Annotated in this window: 10 protein-coding genes and 1 tRNA gene; 3 read left to right on the forward strand and 8 right to left on the reverse strand. The window is 42.8% G+C overall.

Going from position 1 to position 19321, the window contains the following annotated elements; genetic code table 11:
- Genes IX95_RS15365 through IX95_RS15375 form a run of 3 tightly spaced genes read right to left on the reverse strand, consistent with a single transcriptional unit; the run spans position 1 to position 7673 of the window.
- Positions 1 to 4746 (reverse strand): OmpA family protein, encoded by a 4746-nt coding sequence (locus IX95_RS15365; RefSeq protein WP_019277716.1) that lies wholly within the window; start codon positions 4744 to 4746, stop codon positions 1 to 3.
- Positions 4739 to 5995: a hypothetical protein gene (locus IX95_RS15370; RefSeq protein WP_019277717.1), complete on the reverse strand. Its 1257-nt coding sequence runs from the start codon at positions 5993 to 5995 to the stop codon at positions 4739 to 4741. Before IX95_RS15370 ends, IX95_RS15365 begins: the two co-directional genes overlap by 8 nt.
- A 22-nt stretch (positions 5996 to 6017) precedes the next feature.
- Entirely contained in the window at positions 6018 to 7673 is a 1656-nt protein-coding gene (locus IX95_RS15375; protein WP_038161559.1) for a hypothetical protein, read from the reverse strand.
- A gap of 903 nt (positions 7674 to 8576) precedes the next feature.
- On the opposite strand from IX95_RS15375, the gene IX95_RS15380 reads away from it, so the two are divergent.
- Complete coding sequence (locus IX95_RS15380) at positions 8577 to 9497, forward strand: peptidoglycan DD-metalloendopeptidase family protein (RefSeq protein ID WP_235202639.1); 921 nt, start codon at positions 8577 to 8579, stop codon at positions 9495 to 9497.
- A 111-nt stretch (positions 9498 to 9608) separates the two neighbouring features.
- Here IX95_RS15380 and IX95_RS15385 read toward each other — a convergent pair.
- From IX95_RS15385 to IX95_RS15400, 4 genes are all read right to left on the reverse strand, one after another.
- A tRNA-Gly gene (locus IX95_RS15385) sits at positions 9609 to 9683 on the reverse strand.
- Positions 9684 to 9777: 94 nt separating this feature from the next.
- The gene (locus IX95_RS15390) at positions 9778 to 11139 is read right to left on the reverse strand and encodes a transporter substrate-binding domain-containing diguanylate cyclase (protein WP_081885437.1); all 1362 of its coding nucleotides are present in this window, start codon (positions 11137 to 11139) and stop codon (positions 9778 to 9780) included.
- A 211-nt stretch (positions 11140 to 11350) separates the two neighbouring features.
- Positions 11351 to 13351: a HAMP domain-containing methyl-accepting chemotaxis protein gene (locus tag IX95_RS15395; protein ID WP_038161568.1), complete on the reverse strand. Its 2001-nt coding sequence runs from the start codon at positions 13349 to 13351 to the stop codon at positions 11351 to 11353.
- A gap of 152 nt (positions 13352 to 13503) precedes the next feature.
- Positions 13504 to 14043, reverse strand: a complete 540-nt coding sequence (locus tag IX95_RS15400; RefSeq protein WP_019277721.1) for a DUF3332 domain-containing protein — start codon at positions 14041 to 14043, stop codon at positions 13504 to 13506.
- A gap of 422 nt (positions 14044 to 14465) precedes the next feature.
- Here IX95_RS15400 and IX95_RS15405 point away from each other — a divergent pair, with 422 nt between their 5' ends.
- Complete coding sequence (locus IX95_RS15405) at positions 14466 to 15698, forward strand: L-lactate MFS transporter (protein WP_038161571.1); 1233 nt, start codon at positions 14466 to 14468, stop codon at positions 15696 to 15698.
- A 63-nt stretch (positions 15699 to 15761) separates the two neighbouring features.
- Positions 15762 to 17375 carry a VRR-NUC domain-containing protein gene (locus IX95_RS15410; RefSeq protein WP_038161574.1) on the forward strand — a complete coding sequence of 538 codons (1614 nt, stop codon included), beginning with the start codon at positions 15762 to 15764 and terminating at the stop codon, positions 17373 to 17375.
- Here the strand turns inward: IX95_RS15410 and amt are convergent.
- On the reverse strand, positions 17372 to 19279 hold the full coding sequence (amt, locus tag IX95_RS15415) for an ammonium transporter (protein WP_038161981.1): 1908 nt from the start codon (positions 19277 to 19279) through the stop codon (positions 17372 to 17374). The genes IX95_RS15410 and amt overlap by 4 nt on opposite strands.
- Positions 19280 to 19321 lie beyond the last annotated feature (42 nt).

The following is a 19321-nucleotide window of genomic DNA, read 5'->3' on the forward strand; positions in this document are numbered from 1 at the left end:
TTACTTTTTGAAATCGTAATATAACCAATCTCTCAACATACTTTCACGCTCCTCCGAAAGCGAAAGATCCTCAGCTTTCACGTAACTCAGTAATTCAGGTTTTGCTTTAATCCAATTATTGAGTTTGGAAGATTTGTGTTTTATCTGTTTATCTTTTGATGACTTAACATTCTCATCGTAGTTGTCAGTAGTGCCCGCAGTATATGCTCGCACATTGTTAAACTCTTGCTTGTCCATTTCATACCATTGTTCTTTGAAATGAATTTTTCGCGAATTTAATAGTGTTGGTGCTGTCGTGCTAACTCCAACTACAGGCACTTTTTGGGATGATGCACTTAAACCCAATCCGTCTTTACCTTCAATATCAACCCAAATGTATGATTGCTCACCACTACGTGAAACAAACGGACGCATGCCAGGGGTTTTCTTGCTCGTTACATTCAGGTATTCCAAAGATACTTCCATTACGTATAAATCTGTATCTATTGGCTTAGGTTTCCAGTCAGTAATACTGCTTTCTTTAATGGCAAGATCCTTGATAAGACTCGCTGCATGTTTCTCTACATGCTGCGACAGTACAAACAAGTTGTCTGGCACAGGCTTACTAACAAAACCATTTCGCCCTTTGCCAGAATCAATAGTCAGTGTACCCAGTGGATGTAAGCTACCAGTTAGTGAAAGCTTGTAATCCCCTTTGATATCATTCGCTCTTAACCATGTGTCGACTAAGATAGTTTCTGTATCGAACCCTCCATTTTTAAGAAGCGTTTGCGCGTTCTCTACGGACTTGGTGCTTACCACTATCAAAATCTTCGTAGCTTGCGTTGAAATATCATTTAATGGTTGTGCTTTTGTCCATCCCAACTCTTCCATTTTATCTGTATGCTTATCGCCTGGAATGAGTGATTTCACATTTATATCGTTGACGTAAAGGCTCACTTTAGTGTCTGAAAATAGCTCTGGGTATTGGCGCTTTTTCTGGTTAGTCCTTGCTAAGAATGTTTTCTCATATAGGAACTCGTGCTCCTTGGACATAGCAAGGTTAAATATTGATGAATTATCTGTAGCGACCTCAAATTTCTTACCTTGGCTATTGGTAAAATGCAGACGTCTTGTAAACGTCAAATTCTTTTCTGTACTTGTGTTGTTGGGTACACCCACTTCCAGCACATATCGCATAATGTAAGAAGACAGCTCTTGTTTTTCAGCCGAACCAAACACTGACTCCCAATCCTTACTGCCATAATCGTCAGCTATAGGCTTAATACCATTGATGACATTTATTCCCAAGTAATAAGTCGGCGTAATACAAACGCCAAACAACGGGGTGTTATTGGCTAATAAGCCTTGCTCGGACAAATGATTCCGCTCTAGGTCCGTAAACAACTCAGGGGACAATTCACGAACATATTCTGTTGTATACGCTCCAACATCATCAATAAACCTGTTCTGTTTAACTGGTCTAACTCCTATTGGAACCAGACCTAGAGTTCCCTCCTCTTTAAATTTTGCCAGATTCTTATCCTTCATGTTCAGAACCACGAGAACTCTGACTGGATCTAGTGGAGAAATTTTTTCGCCTGCATTTACGAGAACCTCAATCGGCTTCCACACCCCATCTCTTTGTATAGATATACAGTGCGCCGCATAAATATCATCACCCAACTTGCTAAGATTTGGTGTTTTCAAAAGTTTTTTAATTTGACTTAACGATGGATCTGCCAGCGTATGAATCGGACAGTACTTTTGGTAAGTCTGAGCTTGCTCAAGTGCGATTTCACCTTCGTTAGATTGCTTTATTTTGTAGACAAAATAGCTTGTAGCAGCGACGTAACTTTTTACGCTTTCAGCTGCACTACTAAAGTTACCCTTTGTTTCCAACCACGCTTCGTCTAAATGAAAAGAAGGCACCCAGCTGCCGCCAAGATCCCAATCATCACTGAGAATATAGGTTTGAATATAACCTTTGATATCCAGATCTTGATTACTTCCATAGATATGGGCATGAGCGGCATTTCTTGGATCGCTGCTAGCAATACCCTTACTGGAGCCTTTAGGGCCTGATGCTTCCAACAGAAGTAAGCGCAACAAACCATTAAGAGCAATAGCGCGCTTAATATACGCCTTACCTAATACACTCAACTCGTTAAACGCCAAATCATCTTTATGCAATAATGCTTGACTGATAACATCTAACTCAGAATAACGTCGTTGAGCTTCCTTGTATTTAGCTAACTCCTTTTCAAGAATCTTTTCTGCACCACCCAATGCCGAAACTATCATGTCTCCTGACCAATAAATACCGTATGCCAGAGCTGCGGACGGCCCAAGAACGGGTGCGGCAAAACCAAGAGCGATATCAAATGCTTGACCAGCAAAGTTCCACAATTCATCTTGTATCTTCATTTCTGCAGATACCGAGACCTGTCGATTTTTCTCCAGAGCTAACAACCAACTACGACAAGCAGGATAGTCAAATGCAGAATTCAGGAAAAAGCGCATTTCTGCTCGCCTGCTTGCCTCACGCTTGTTCTTGTCGTTATTGGGGGCAACACCTTTGCCAACGACCATTAAACGATGTTGCCATTTTACCGCATCACTGCCTAAGTAGCTTAAAATAGAGGATTTAAGTGCTGAGGCACGCTTTTCAGAAAGAACTAAGTTGTATTCCAAAGTTCCAATATCACAAGTATAGCCATCTATCTCGAGCACCATTTCAGACGTTGTGTTTCGAAGATAATCGGCAACCTTGCTCACTAATTTAGTATCCGACACAGACAAACTATCTTCTGCACTGTCGAACTCAAAAAGTAAAGTTAAGTAGCTCGCCTCACCAGGCTTCGCTGATTGCTTTGAAGCGATTGGCTTTCCATTGAGTAGGACTTTATCTTGACTATTACTGTCAGAGAACGCATTCAAAAGGGCCTTTTTGTGCTCCTCTTCAGTATCCAGCAAGGCTTTCCTTTCAGCCTCTTCACTCAGAGCAATCGTTGAAACTACGGACTGTGTATTCTGACTATACTCTATAGACTTTCCAATATAAGCCTCAAACGCCTTCTCAGCATTTTTAGTACCGCTATAAATATTTAGGCCCGATGAGACGAGCTGAGCATAACCAAATGGTTTGTCTAGCCCAAATTCAATGGCTTTAGCCAAAGGTTTTAATGGTGTGAGTATCCTGTCATCTACCTTATGCCAAAAATGCCTTAAAGCTGGAGGGATGGTAAACACGGTTGGTAAATTAGCTCCTACACCTGCGCTCCAGTTCAGTGCCTTGGCAAGACCATTCACTGGCGCGATAGAGCCTTGTGCTGGCGGGCTCAGCGTTTGCGCAAAATCTAAAAAACTCTTCGCTTTTGCATCTATACCTACAGCCAACTTTACTACTTCCAATAGTTCGCCAGCTTGACCTTGGTTCAGACCAGCACTGAACGCCTTGTGAACCGTAGTCATACTAAAGGGGTCCATTATACCTGAAGCCGACGCTTCAATGAGCCCCTTATAAGTGCCAAGTGTATTAAGAATATTGAGTGAAGGTTGAGTGACTGATGCAACCTTATTTTCACTAGTATGAGGTTGGTTTTTACTCCAATCGACCCACTCTCTAAAAGTGCTCGGAGCATGCTGAAAGAGAGCTTCTTCTACAGATATTGGGTCACCCGATACCAATACACTACGCCCAGCAATGGAGTGTATTGGTAGATGCAGGACTTGCTCAGAAATGGAGTATTGGTTGTCGGGAATATTGAGTTTAGCGACCTCAGCCATTTGAGATTCTGCTGATTTTTGCTCTATTTGCCAGTATCTTTCAATCCCGTTTAAATCAACGTCAAAACGCAGCAACTGCTTTATCTGCTCATCTTTATCTAAGTAGCCACCCGTGATCCAAAATGTCGCTACATATTGCGCAGTTTCTTCCGCGCTAGTCGATGTCTCATCTTGGTTAGCAATATCATAATAATTCACTCGCCTTACACGACTTGCAACCTTGCTGACTATATCATCAGCATCACCTTTTATGACTAAATTTTCTGGTTGTCCCGAGATTGTAACTTCTGCACCTTCAAAGTAATCCGCAGAAAAGAAAAGATTTATCGTCCATATCTGAGGTATACGCAAACAATAAAAATCGTGCGAGTAATTTCCGCTGTACAGCTGATTGTATAAACGCTTATAAGCCCCCTCTTTCAGTCCTAATTCCTTTTCAGAGTTTTCAGCTGTTTTCACAAAAAACTCTGCTTTTTCAGGAGACATAAACGATCGCTCATTTTTCGAGAGACCAAACTCCTGGCTAAATACACTAGCTCTTACTCTAGTAGCTTGTAGCTTTGTATTGCTTGCACCAGCTACATCTTTTGCAATTTTGCATAAGTCTTCAGCCCAAGAGCTACTATCAGATATTACAGCAGCAGGAAGAAGATAAGGAGGAATAAAAACAGCCTTCATAGAAGCAGAAATGTTAGTCACCTGCAACGGAGAAGCTGATAGATTAGCATCAGTCAAGTTCTCTAGTGATTGAATCTGGCTGTTCCATCCTTGTAGGCGCCCGGCAGAGTCACTAAAATAGAGCGGGGCCTTATTCTGACTAGTGCTTTCGTCGTTAACATCACCGACCGCTTGTTCGGGGAGGCTAATAACATAACCAGGTAGTGGGAAAAGGCCATTGCCATCAACCGTTTCGCCATTCGGACCAACCAGTTGCCCCATAAGATATAGAGATTTCTGTTCGATCTTAGTTTTAGCCATTCTTTCGTTCCTCCAAAACTAATTTTGCTTTATCTATATCTCTGTAGTTAGGCAACGGGTACAACGAATCACTCCATATGTTTGTGTCTTTATTCTCGATAACATAGCGGCTAAAGCCAAAGCCAAAGCCAGACATCTCAACTCGATTTCCATCTTTCAAGCCACGATATGTATAGAACATTTGCTGTGTGGGGCTATTTTCATTCGGCTGTTCTAGCACTCGGTAGATGTTTCTCTGTGTTTCGGAAGTGAACCATGTATCACCTCCGTTAAGAGCTAACATGAAGCCTCGCGTATGGTATTGAGCAACTTTCTGTGAAGGTTTACCTGACTTATAAACCCCTCCTCCATGACCTAAACAATAGAAGCCATCAGCAAACTTACTCCCCCGGACATTACAGTTACCACTACGTGGTGTGTAATTACCACGATCTATCACCTTGAGAGTATTTGCATCAACTACTAGTGTATTTCCACATTTGTTTAGTTTATCGCCAAAAGATTCTTGGTACTCTTTCAAATCGCTATCGTCAGCACAATATAGCCAACCACCTCCATCTTCATTTTCAAGGTGCAAGAAAACATCGTCATGGCTTTGGTCCATATAAGCTTTGCTAAAGGTTAATACTACATTAGCCAAGGGACCATTCACGTCGGTGAACTGAGTAATTTCTTTACTTGGTAGCATTACCTTAGTTAACTCATTTTTGCGTTTTACAACCACTTGAGAACTATCCATGCTCCACATAACATCATGTACCGATGTAGAAACCTCACCCAATTTTGTAGCTTCTCGATCCTCTAAGTCATATAACACAGTACCTGTTTGTTGAGGTACGATAAGATAACGACCGTTAGGTGAGCGGGACATGTAAATTCCATAGTCAACAGTGCCATACTGAGGGGTTGGCGGTAAAACTCCTTCAGAAATCAATAGCTGAAGGTTAGTTCCATCAATATTCAAAGCCCAATAGCTGACCTTTGAATCATCTTCTGGGTTAGCGACTGTAAATAAAACCTGGGGTAGTTTCACGTTTTCGGTATTCCAGTCCGCTACTTTCGGGTTATCTGGGATATCAAAATCATAACGATGAAGCCAACTTTTAGTATCGCCTTTATTTACTCTAAGCCAGTCAGCTAATTTCTCTATCCGAGTTTTTTCTTCAAAATAAGGCTTAGTGGCGAAGTAACTTACGCCGGCCAAAATAGCTGTCGCTAAACCTACTCCAAGTAGTAATTTCTTGTTCATTTTTGTTCCACTTTTAATTGAGTTACAGCGACCAATCCAACATCAACGATTCAAAACGCTGCTTTTCCTCATTACTCACCATCTTAGGCTGGTCGTTGAGGCGCTTTGTAGGCTCCGGCTCTTTAAAGCCTTCCGGTTCAGCAAACAAATCTTGATAAGCCACTTGATCAAACAAAATATGCCGACTGTCTGGGTCTTGGTCGCATACAAGCGATATTGTAAAAATGCCTTCTGGAGGTAAGCCGCTTAAAAGCGCTTGCTGCCAATCATGATCTTCCCCATGAAACAGTTCCAATTCGAAAACATCTTTATATTCACTGTTGTGATCCACGATGTAGAGAGAGTTAAGCGCAGTAATACCTGATGTCCCTACGTCAACTCTGAACAATAAGCCGTCGTTCTTACCATCAACATACGCAATCACAGTATTACTCTGATCGTAACTACGAACCAAGACTTGTTGGTCGCTTAGCCATGGCATATCGTCTTCATTAATGGCATGAACTTTCGCATTCGCTACGTCTGAAGTAAATTCCTGTATAGAGAATGCTTGTTCAGAACTGTAATTGCTGAGCTCATCGAGTGGCGTGCTCGATTTCTCTAGTAATGCAGTATCGGATTCTAATGACTCTATCTGAGTGAATCGCTTTTGTTTTGGAGAAAATATGACTTTAAGTCCATTTTCTCCCTCTTGAACCTCGCCAAGGACTTTGTAAGGAACCCAAAACTGAGGCATTGCAAATCCTTCCGCTTCACGTTGAATAGCTTCAGGTTGCTCTTTCGTTTGTTCTTCTTGATAAAGGCTTCGGTAATACTCGACATCTACATCCCGATAGTAGCCTTTGTCTGTAATCGCCATTTCACGCCACAGCTTGCCTTGCCAGAATACGTAAAGATAACCACCACGTAACTCCGAAGCCTTATCTTTGCTTTTACTACCATCTAGATAGGCTAGTGGTCGAACTGGCACCAACACATTATCCCACTCGTCCATTTCGTCACTGGATTCCACTGGCTCGACATTTTCTGCAAGCAGAAGTTTGAGTGGCGTTGCAGAACCGCTCAGAGGAATAGCTAGGTAAAGATTTCTTGGCTCTTCTTCTAGACTCTTAAACACCGAGACGCTGCGGTGATTTTTGATGGAGTCTTTGCGTGGTTTAGCGATTTTTTCTTTTTGCGTGTCTGTCTCTGACAACATGAGGTAGGCAGCGTTGTTCGGCCACTGGCCCGCAAACTCGACCACAATTTTTTTATCCGGAGAAGGTTCTACGGGAGTGAAACTAAGGTTGCGTGCCAAAGGTACATCGTCAGTGACTGTATCATAGTTCGCTTTGACGACTTTTTTTGGTTGCTCGGAGGCAAACTCATCGACGCGCATTTTTAACGCAGGGTAAGCCTGAAGCTGTGCATCTGAAAGCGGGGTTCGACGTGCAAAAGAGGATAACGCGACCCACTCGACGCGAACAAGGCGCTGTTTGATGTTGGATAGTAGGCTGTGGATGTCTTTTTTAGCCGACTGGGGGATAGTATCAGACAAAGGCTTTGGTAGCTGTCTGAGCACATCCTGAAGATTGCGCGTACGCGAGAGCTGCCCGATGCATTCATCTGGCGACAGTATGTAGTCTAACACGTCCCTAGAAACTACGTTTCCTGGAACAAATTTGCAAACTAATTGCATTTTAGTTCTCCACAACCATTGATGTCCTTTGATTGCGGTAACAAGTAAACCCAGAGGGTTTATATAACGATTTGGCGAAAGGCCATTCTACGTATAAATCTAATAATTGCAACCCATACAAAAGACACATTATTTACATAAAACTCAATTAAATTTTCACTACATCTGTTTTTTAAATAAAAAAAAGACGCGATTAATAATCACGTCATTGTATCAAACATTATTTTAAGATACGAAACAGATAGTATGTACCACCTGTGCAGGATAGCACCCTCTGGGTGCTGCGCTACTATACAAAGTCTTTAAGACAATGCAACGTGGCAATATTCAGGTCATATATTTCAATTTAACAGCAATAATCGATTTCGATGATAGTTAAATAAAACGACAAATGAAAAAAAAGAACGTTTCAATATTCATTCTGCTCATTTCTACATCATATTTAATTTAAATTACTTTCTTTTTTTTACGAAAACTTCAAAAACCTTCCCATTTTAGACGTTAGAGCAGTCCAAATGTCCTTTCTAGTCACAAAAACAACTAGATAGAAAGCAACAATCGCGGCTGGCCAACAAAACGAGACTGGGACAAGGCCTGACTACTCACATATCCAATACTGACTTCTCATTTTCTGCAAAATGCATTTAACCTTTAACCTAAATTAGGCGACAGATAGAAAGGCGATACAGTCAAAACAACTACCGCATCTTTCTTAATTACCTTCTCTTCCTTAAATAACCATTGGAATAGGTAATTGAGTCCTGTTATTTTTTATTGTAAATACTATTTATCGAAAAAATTTATCTAGATTTTGTCTGGTAAAACTCTATCATTGAACCAAAATCTCAAATAACTATTAAAATGCATTCAACGTCTATTCCCCAAAAAAGTTATCGAGACTATTTGTCTTTTTGGTATCTAGCCCTTATTCCATTGAGCCTGTGTGCACTAGTTGAAATATCAACCTTTAACGACACATCTACTAGATATTCAAACGAAACAAACATCAACAAAGTTAATAACACCGAAAACAAAAGAGAAATTGCGCCAAAAACACCAATAACAAAAGACAAATTTATTAGCAGCGACGTTGGGTATTCATTCTATGGCACGGCGCTGAGTTTAGGCATTGCCCCAGATACGATTCAAGACCTTGCTTCCCTTTCAGCAGGTAAGTTTGATTTCATCAACTCAGTATCTGGTTCAGGGCAATTTGCATTCAAACTCAACGAGAAAGATCAGCTCGTTGCTTTCTTATATCGCGATAAGTTACATACGTATTATGTCTATAGTACAAAGGCGGGTACATTGTTCAGTACTGATGGAGAGCGTTTTTACAAAGATAAGTTGCTCCTTTCTCCCGTATCGCGTCGCTTCAGAATCAGCTCGCAGTTTAGTCACTCTCGATTACACCCAGTGACTCGCACAATGGCCCCTCACCTTGGAACGGATTACGCCGTGCCAGTTGGTACGCCTGTCGTTAGTATTTCTTCAGGTGAAGTTATTGCCTCTCGATACCACCCGATAGCAGGAAACTACCTTGTTATTCAACACCCAGGCGGATTGAAAACACGCTACCTTCACCTTTCTAAACGTTATGTGAGAAAAGGAGACATTGTCTTACAAGGCGAGACCGTCGGTGCAAGTGGCAATACAGGGCGAACAACAGGCCCGCACCTTCATTTTGAACTATGGAAAAACGGTCGGCCAATCGACTTTGAGAAAAAACGCGCATTTGCCGAAAAGGTAGCGGTTCAGCTCGTGTCATCTCAATCTCAGGAAGCTCAAAAAGCCTACTTACAGCTAAGTCAACAGATAAACTAACGACATCTCGGTTAACGTACGTAAGAAAAATTACGTGCGTTAGCTTCTAAGATAGCTAACTGGCAATGTTTGCTACTGAAAGTTTAAGAGGGAGTTTTTTACAAGAAGAGTTGGAGCGTGCAGCGGGAATCGAACCCGCATCATCAGCTTGGAAGGCTGAGGTAATAGCCATTATACGATGCACGCATCATCGTGAAGACCCATTCAATATGCCACATCAGTCTGAAAAGAAAAGTCTTTTTTTAGTTTTCAGGTTTAAGTGCTGACTTTATGTTCAAACTCATTCATAGTTGACGGCTTTTTGTTCGCTAAGCTCTTCTAGCGCAATTTGTTGAATGACCGCCCTATCTTTTCCGAGTGATTTTGCTTGATACATTAAGTGGTCAGCATCCGACAAAGTAATGTTGAATGACGTTAATGGGTAATAAGCGCAGCCTAAGCTGACCGAGATCGCCTTATCTTCAATAACAACGCTCCTTACTGAATGACAAACCTTATGCGCTATTGTTGTCACCTGCCCTAACGAATGCCCACTGATAACGAGCGCAAACTCTTCACCGCCGATACGCCCAAACAAATGATCATTCTTAATCACGGTTCTTACTGCCTCCGCCACCTGACGAATAACCATATCCCCAACTTCATGACCAAAGTTGTCGTTAATCACCTTGAAGTCATCTATATCAAAAATCATAACGGCAATAGATTCTGGTGCTACAAGCCTTTGCTGGAATTCTTCGACAAAATGGCGGCGATTGCTTAGCTCTGTTAACGGATCGGTCTCAGAGAGGACTCTCAGTTCCTGATTCGCTTTCGCCAGCTCCCGCGTTTTCGCGTTAACAGAAAAGCGCAGGATAAAGATGTAAGCAACGCCAGCCAGCAAAATCATTAGTATAGCCAACGGCAATAGATAGTCTGGGTAGACAGTGTTGATGTACATCCAACGACCGAGAATTCTTTGTTTATCTTCATTACTGATAAGTTTAAGGCCATGAGACAAGTGATTTTGAAGCGCAAGGTTGCCTTCAGAGACTGCAGGCCGCAAGTTTCCTGAGTAGAGGTGTCTTATCCCGATAAACTTATTCAATCCCTTAGTGGTATGAAGGTAGAAGTTTGCAACTTGCAAGTCAGCTACAAATGCGTCTATTTCGCCCGCAAAAGCAGCGTCGATCATACGTTCATTATTACGAAAAGAAATGATATTGAGATTAGGAAAATGAAGACGAGTAAATTCTTCTTCGTAGGCGCCTTTCACTACACCAACGAGATGATCATGTTCCCCGCGTAGAAATAGACTCACATCAGAGCCCATCAACCGGCTGCTGATATAGAGTTGCGTATCAATGGACATAATAGGCGCATTGTAGTCTAAGAAGGACTCACGCGTTTCGGACCAAAGCAAGCCTGAGTGCACGTCAGCCCTTCCTGAACGAACAGCCTCTAAAGAGTCGTTCCAATCTAGCAATAAGAATTCAATGTTCTGGTTATTTTTGAGGCCGTATTCATTCCAATAATCCACCAGAATACCCGCAGGTTCTCCCTCTTCGTTGATATAAGAGAAAGGTTTCCATGCCTTAGAGTTAGTGACAATCAGGGTCTGTTTATTGGAAGCACTGGCAAAACTCGTCAAGAAGAGCAACATACACATTGTTGCAAATACACGTAACACAACTAACCTCAAAGAATAAAACGAGCTCAAACAACGGAGGTTGCTTGAGCTCAATTGCTATACACTTTATTGCATTGAGATTATGTATAGAATACCTGTCTCACATCTGCTTATTTTATAAAATTATATTTGAAGCAGATCTCATATATTTAGTTTTCTATCATTAAATCGGTGTTACACATGCTTACTCTGTTCGGAAATGCCTCATCTCTTTGTTCAATTCTTCAACCTGATGGCGCACCTGCTCAGAGATCTGTGATGACGAACTAGAGATATCAGCAACCTCCTCTACTCGGCTAGTGACATCAGACATTAAACTGTGTATTTCCTGAGTTGCCAGAGATTGGCTCTCTGCAGAGTGAAGCAGATCTTTCATTTGTGAATCTAGGCTCTCGATTTGATCTGTTGTGGCGCTTAGTGTTCCGTGCGCCTGCTTGGTATGCGCTGCCCCTTCTTCTGCTAACACTTTACTCCTGTCGATTTCCGATACCACAGCTGCCGTCGAAGATTGTATCGCATTCACAATGTTGTTGATCTCTGTAGTGGACTCAGTAGTTCTTGTCGCAAGTAGGCGCACTTCATCAGCCACCACAGCAAAGCCTCGACCATATTCTCCTGCCCTTGCCGCTTCAATGGCTGCATTGAGTGCAAGCAAGTTGGTTTGTTCGGCTAAACCTTCGATTACTTCCGTAACACGGCCTATCGCTTCACTCTCTTTACTCAGCTCAGTAACCTGCTGGCTCGCACTTTCAATCGTGTTATGTAGAGAGGTCACGGTCTGCATGTTCTGCTCAAGAGCTTGAGAACCGATTTCGATTTGGCTCTTTGATTCAGCAAGATTGCTAGCAGACAGCTTGGCTTGGTTGGCGGTTTCATCGGCAGACAGGCTAACCTCAGAAAGCTGCTGACCGACAAGTGTCATCGTCGACATTTGACTATCTACTTTATTCGATGTGTTGTTATTTGCATCGAGAAGTGACGTCATGCTGTCCCCAACAGTACGTGCTTTCGAACTAACGCCACGCACAATATCTAACAGAGCGACATTCATCTTGTTGATTGAGTTGGTCAGGCTGGCTAGCTCGTCACTACCTTCTACGCTGAGTGCTGGTTGAGACACATCGCCTGCGGCAATCAATTGGGCACGTTTTGACACCACTTTTATGCGTCGGCCAATGTTCCTACCCATATAAGTTGAGATGGTTAACGACGCTAATAGGAAAATAATTGAGGAGACAACAAGCAAAGACACGACACTGCTTAGCGAGCTAAAGATTCCCTGACCACTGATGTCAGCTTGCTGCTGTTGCTTACGAATCAGGTTTTCTAAGCTTGTATTGAGAGTATCGACGGCAGGTACCAGCTCCTTAGCCATTTTCTCGTTTACCAGATTCCAGCTACTCGCCGTTCTTAGTGCAACGACCTGATCGGCAAGTGGAAAATAAAGCTGCTGCATTTCTTTAAATAGATCCCACAAGCCTTGATCGCTATCGCTCATCAGGCTGACTTTAGAGTCGATCTCAGCAACGTACTTGCCGTGGGATTTTAGAAAGTCCTGATACTTGCTGAGGTGCTCCTCTTTGCCATACAGAAGAAAGTCACGCATTGAAGAAAGTGCATTGGCAAGAGAAGTGTAACTGTCAGCATATAATCGGAATAAGCGCTTTCTCTCGCCCCCCTCTTTATTACCCGCTTCGTCATTGATGAGGCCTTGGAGCTGATCCAATGCCACCTCTGCAATTGGGGCGGCTTCATTGATAAACAAAGAGTGGGCCGGAAGGTTCTCATCTGAATGACTGGTTTCAGAGATTTCGTTAACCAACCCTTTGACGGATTCCCATTGACCTAGGACTTGTTGGTAAGAAGATTCATCCAATAGGGTTTCTAATTTGGGTAACGCTTCATCGGTCGAAGTGATAACGCTATTCAACTGCTCCAACTGCGTGGCGCCAATAGCTTCATCACCACCTAAAAGCATATAAGCTCTGAGGGTAGAAACGGTCGCCTGGAGCGACTGTTGTAATGAACGGCCCGTATCTAAAGTTGGCAGATCGGACTCTAATAGAGATTTTGTATGCTCTTCTACAGTATTGACACTGCGGAATATAAATAGAGCGGCAACGATAAAAAGTACTGCAAGCGACAGAAAACTCAGCTGTAACTTCCCTGATATCGTGAGTTTCATCCTAATAACTCCTGTTTAAATAACCTCCTAACTATAGCGTTTTGCTTATTATTGTTAAATATAAGTTAACTACTTTTATAAACTTTTGATTGATAGCTCAGTTAAACAGCCCCCGATAACTCAGGGGCAATGCTCACTTCTGCTAAGCTGTTTTAGATATTTGCCGACGCAATGTAATCCGTCAGCTCTTGATTCGATACCGTGGTGATGTATTGGTCATCCAAGTAGAAAGCCACATCATTTTGCTCTTTCTTACCACTTAAAACCTGTTTAGTGCCATCAAGATAGGTTATTTCCATTTGTAGCGTCGTTTCGTCAAGCTGTTCCATAGTTGCACTTTCAATCTCGGTGTTGTTGCTCAATGGTACATCTTTTAGAGAGCTGTCTAGCTTGTCGTTGACCTTGATGTAGTTCTTTGTTGGCGTATCAACAACAGCTGGAGACTTACCTGTAATTGGGTTTGTCCCCGTCCAAAACTCAACTGCATTGAAGATAAACAAGTCCGCAATACCAGCAATACCGTAGACAGGAGACAGTAAGACAAACATACCTTCGCGGGCATAACGGTTATCGACTGTCTCTAGGTTGAACTTCGTCACCATTCCTGTAGTCGCCATCTGCCCCATACAACCAGTTAAAGAGGTCAGGCCAAGGCCAGCAATTATTGCCAGTTTTAATGTATTTTTTCTCATTTTTTCCACCACTCAAATTAAGACGACGCGCATGCTACTCCCGCTATATACCCTTGCCTAGAGTCAAAATTTTGAATTGACGAAATACTGACTAAGTCATTTTTTAAGCAAAGCCTAATAATGCATTAAATTGAGCAGAATCCTCGGTTTACGGCATCAGTATTTTCCGGCTTTGCAGCGTGTCAATATCAGACTTTGCTTATTTTCTTAAACCCCAAAACAAGACACATAAAAACAACAATAAAAACATCAAATTAACAAACACAATTAATTTTAAAATACCCCTAAAAAGAGATTCCAATCACATATAGATTGGTTATAATTCGCGCCCATTACGCTTTGTGTTGATAAACGCAAACTTAATTTGAAGAAATAGACTGTTAACCAGACCTCTTTTATCAGAGGTGAACTTGAGAAGAAAAATGAGCAAGATTGATAAAGCTACACGTATCCTGCTGGCGGGATTCTGTATCAACCTTTGTCTTGGCATCCTGTATGCTTGGAGCGTGTTTAACAAAGCACTTGTGACTGAATCTGGCTGGAGTGCAGCAGAAGCTTCTTCACCATACGCAATAGCAACAATCACCTTCTCTGTTTGTCTTCTTGTTGCTGGTATCCTTCAGGATCGTATGGGCCCACGTAAAATTCTGATTCTGGGCACAATGCTGACTGGCTTAGGTATGATTGCCTCAGGTTTCGCAACCACTCCACTAATGCTGAACATTACATTTGGTGTGATTACAGGTGCCGGCATCGGTTTTGGATATGCTTGTCTCTCTCCTTCTGCAATGAAGTGGTTCCATTCTTCCAAGAAAGGCATGGTCAACGGTCTTATTGCAGCTGGTTTTGGTCTAGCCGCTATTTACCTTGCACCAGTGACTTCCGCTCTGATTGACAGCATGGGTATTCAAACCAGCTTTATGGTTCTTGGTGCTGGCGTATTGGCCATTGCCGTGCCTCTTGCAGCAACTATTAACAACCCACCAGCGGGTTACACTCCTGCTGAACCAGCAGTAAAAGCAGGTCAAGCACCGAAAGCCGCTAAGAAAACAGAAGATCTGACGTGGAAATCAATGCTTAAAACGCCTCAGTTCTACTCACTATGGATCATGTACGCATTTGCTGCATCGGTTGGCCTTATGATCATTGGCAACATCACTACCATTGCTAGCGTTCAGGCTAATCTACCTAATGCGGTTTACCTAGCGTCTATCCTAGCGATATTCAACTCTGGTGGTCGTGTGGCTGCAGGCATGCTAGCTGATAAGATTGGCGGCGTACGTACACTGCTATTAGCCTTTGTCCTGCAAGGCATCAACATGGTTCTGTTCGCTACGTTTAAAACCGAATTTACACTGATAATCGGTACGGCTATCGCAGCTATCGGTTACGGTACTTTGCTTGCTGTATTCCCGACTCTAACCGCAGAGTTCTACGGCTTGAAGAACTACGGTACTAACTATGGCGTTCTCTATACGTCATGGGGTATTGGTGGTGCAATTGGTGCAGCGGTTGTTGGATTCTCAATGACGAACGGTGAAGGCTACAGTCTTGCTTACACTATTTCAGCCGTAATGATGGCGGTGTGTATCGTTCTTGCCTTCATTACCAAACCAATTAACGAAGCAAAAGTGGCTCAGCTTAAAAACGCTTAACGCTTTGAAAACCTCTTCGAAAGGCTTAACCTTGTGGTTAGGCCTTTTTTGTATCTATTAACCATGTCTGAACCTGTCGTCTTACCCTCAGATTACTACCTGAGCAACTTCTTGAAACTGACACGTCATGCTCAAGAAATGTATCCAGATCTGTTGTCTGAATTGGAGCACAAGTGGCTGCAACATTTCTCTCAGTTATCTATTCCGGCAAAGTGCTTGTTAGTGAGATTGCTTTCTCGCAAAGGGGAATGGTTTCGAAGCGATAAGCTGAACTATGTAGAGATCCCTGAAAAAGATGTCGCATTAGATGAACTCAATGCACAGAGCTTCATCTCGCTCAACCCTGAAATCTCCAACCCAGATTTAGCCGCCAAGCTTCTGACAAAACCGGAAATGGTTAACCTCTTTAGAGTAACCAACAAACAGGCGAAAAAGGACACAATTGTAAGTCAGCTAGAAGAGAGCCCATTCTCACAATACGGCACTTTGCCCTTCACCATCGTTAAGCTTGAATCACCGCAAGTGATAGATGTTCTACTCGCGCTCTTCTTTGCTAATACTCATCAGGATTTAAGCCAGTTTGTATTAGACGATCTTGGCTTGCATCAATTTGAGGACTATCAACTCAGCGAACAATGCCGTTTCTTTTCTTCACGTGATGAGCTAGATCAACTGCTTTCATTATCGTTATTGCAGCAAAGTTATCATGACGCTGAGCGAAAATGCGTAAATACAATACTCCTCCACCTTGAGCAACTTACCCATCCTATTGACCACAACTACATAGACCGTAAACGCCAACATCTGATCAATGACATGGCGCGTGACTTAGAAAGATTGCAAGAGTTCGAACTCTCGACTTTTTGGTTCGAACAAACAGTATTACCACCTTCACGAGAACGCCGAGCTCGCATGTATGACAAACAAGGCGATATAGATGTCATGAGTGACATCGTCACTTCAATATTAAATTCCCCTTACGATACGTCGGAACAAGAAGTAGGCGTGAAGCTGCAACAACGCTTGCAGCGCCTCAAAGGTTTGAAAGTTCCTAGGGTAAAGAAGCCTAATATAGAGGAACACCACCTTACTCTTGATTTGTCACAGCAACGCGTCGAATTGGTGGTCAAAGATTATTTTGAGCAACAAGGTTATGACGTCTATTACTCAGAAAATACCCTGCTGAATGGATTGTTTGGCTTAGCATTTTGGGACGTCATTTTCAGCCCTGTAGAAGGCGCTTTTATCAACCGCTATCAATATCGACCTTTGGACCTTTATCATCACGACTTTGCTTCCAAACGTCAGTCAATGATAGATGATGTTTTCACTCGACTAGAAGAAAACGGTAGCCATTATCTGAAGCAAATTTATCTGGAAAAAGTAGGGCTCAGTAATCCATTTGTTGTCTGGAATGCTTTCACTCCAGAACTTTTGGACAAGGCGATCCACAGTATCTCTTCTGAATTACTGTGCCAGTTGTTTAAAGTCATGCTACAACAGCTCAAATTATTCCGAAGTGGTATGCCTGATCTGGTTCTCTTTAAAGACGACCGTTTCGAATGGGTTGAAGTTAAAGGCCCCGGAGATCGTTTGCAGGATAACCAGTGGCGCTGGTTCCATGAGTTCATCAAACTGAAAGTTCCGTTCTCAGTTTGCTATGTTGAGGCCAGCTAGCGCTGTTCGAGTTCAGAGAAGAACACGACTTGATTCCTACCCTGCTCTTTGGCTTTGAACAAGGCCGCATCTGCTTCATCAAACAACACCGTATGTGGCAAGTTTATTCGCATATCCCACACAGCTCCTCCAATGCTGACCGTGACAAAATCACAGTCCGAGTGGACATGGGGTATCTCAAGTTTCTCGACTTCTTTTCGTAATAACTCCGCGATTCGTCTAGCGTCATGCAGGTTAGTATCACGTAATATAAACGCAAACTCCTCTCCACCGATTCTTGCCAATATATCGTGCTGACGCCGCGTCACACTGCTCAGTGCCTGACACACATTTTGCAGGCAATAATCACCCAGTTGATGACCATAATGGTCATTGTATTGCTTGAAGTAATCGAGATCCAAAATAAGCAAAGCAAAGTCTTTATTCTCTTCATGACTTTTCTTGACTGTATTCTCTATCGCCTGTTCATACACTCTGCGGTTAGGAACTCCTGTAAGAGGATCCAAGCTCGCCATCTTCAATAATTCCCTTTCCTTTTCCCTAAAATGACGATTAGTGCTGTCCAGCAGATAATTGTATGTCATTGAAAGATTGGAATAATCAGAACCGTGATCAACCTTTAGATGGGATTCCATATCATGCGCTTTGACTATCCGGTCGAACTGGTCCATCAAGTCAACTAACTCATCTTTCATACCATGTTCGCCGAAATTAAGGCCGATGGTCTCCGTTTGTGCTGAAACTCTTAGCGGATGGAAATGATTAACAATCTTCAACAAAGGGTATCCGAGGCCAACGACCCAAGCTGCGGTTGCAACAACTCCACTCATTTGAATATAGAGTTGCTCTAGACGACTACCAGAAGCCAAAAAATCCGTTGGGGCTAACAAAGCAACAGCCAATGTTCCCCATATTCCCCCGCCAAGATGAACTGGAACCGCAGATACGACATCATCAAGCTTTGATTTTTCTAGCACCGACACCAAAACTACGCTGATACAACCACTAGTGGCACCAATAATCACAGCGCCACTTAAATCGACGACGTTAGCACTGGCTGAAATAGCCACCAGACCAGCAAGTAATCCATTCAGAAGGTAGCGGATCCCACGCATAGAGTGGATGTTCCACGACAACATTAATGCACTAAAGCCGCCAGCACAGGCCGACATGGCAGTATTAGAAAAGATTTTCGCCAAGTCGGCAGTAGGATCAATAATGCTACCGCCATTGAAGCCAAACCATCCAATGAACAACAGAAACGTCCCTAACGCCGAAAGCGGTAAGTTTTGGCTGTACATTTCTCGCGTTTTTCCATCATCCGAAAATCTGCCTAACCGCGGTCCAACAATCATAATGGCAATCAAGGCAACCCAGCCACCAACGGAATGCACGACCGTTGCCCCAGCAAAGTCTATGAAACCCATCTTGGCTAGCCAGCCTGTATCACCAACAGACAAATGTGTTCCGTTCCATACCCAGTGGCCAATGATCGGAAAAAGCAGTGTTGCGGTAATAAATGAGCAGATTAGATAGCCTGAGAAGCGCATGCGTTCTGCAACTGCGCCTGACATTATTGTTGCGGCGGTTCCGCAAAACATCATCTGAAAAAGAAAGAAAGCTAACACTATAGGCGGATGCTGGTGGCCAATAGCAAACAGGTCTAAGCCAATTAACCCTTTCCAACTGTCACCATACATAAACGCAAAGCCGATCAACCAAAAGCAGACACCACTAACACAAAAATCAGCCACGTTTTTGAGCGCAACATTAATATTATTCTTATTCCTGACCAACCCACTTTCAAAACAAGTAAAGCCCGGCTGCATCAGCAGAACTAGCGCAGTACAGAGTAAAATCCACGTAATAGCGATGGTGTCGTTATCCGTAACTATAATATCCAAAATCGCCACTTTTTATGCAATCGGTTTATCTGGAGCATAGTT

The organism is Vibrio sp. B183 (assembly GCF_000740665.1).
Taxonomy (GTDB): Bacteria; Pseudomonadota; Gammaproteobacteria; order Enterobacterales; family Vibrionaceae; genus Vibrio; species Vibrio coralliilyticus.

What these genes read in the sequence shown, in the direction of transcription:
- IX95_RS15410 (WP_038161574.1), top strand. Translation starts at nt 15,762, where the DNA reads ATGTCTGAACCTGTCGTCTTACCCTCAGATTACTACCTGAGCAACTTC.
- IX95_RS15405 (WP_038161571.1), top strand. Translation starts at nt 14,466, where the DNA reads ATGAGCAAGATTGATAAAGCTACACGTATCCTGCTGGCGGGATTCTGT.
- IX95_RS15395 (WP_038161568.1), bottom strand. Translation starts at nt 13,351, where the DNA reads ATGAAACTCACGATATCAGGGAAGTTACAGCTGAGTTTTCTGTCGCTT.
- IX95_RS15370 (WP_019277717.1), bottom strand. Translation starts at nt 5,995, where the DNA reads ATGAACAAGAAATTACTACTTGGAGTAGGTTTAGCGACAGCTATTTTG.
- IX95_RS15390 (WP_081885437.1), bottom strand. Translation starts at nt 11,139, where the DNA reads ATGTTGCTCTTCTTGACGAGTTTTGCCAGTGCTTCCAATAAACAGACC.
- IX95_RS15365 (WP_019277716.1), bottom strand. Translation starts at nt 4,746, where the DNA reads ATGGCTAAAACTAAGATCGAACAGAAATCTCTATATCTTATGGGGCAA.
- IX95_RS15400 (WP_019277721.1), bottom strand. Translation starts at nt 14,043, where the DNA reads ATGAGAAAAAATACATTAAAACTGGCAATAATTGCTGGCCTTGGCCTG.
- IX95_RS15375 (WP_038161559.1), bottom strand. Translation starts at nt 7,673, where the DNA reads ATGCAATTAGTTTGCAAATTTGTTCCAGGAAACGTAGTTTCTAGGGAC.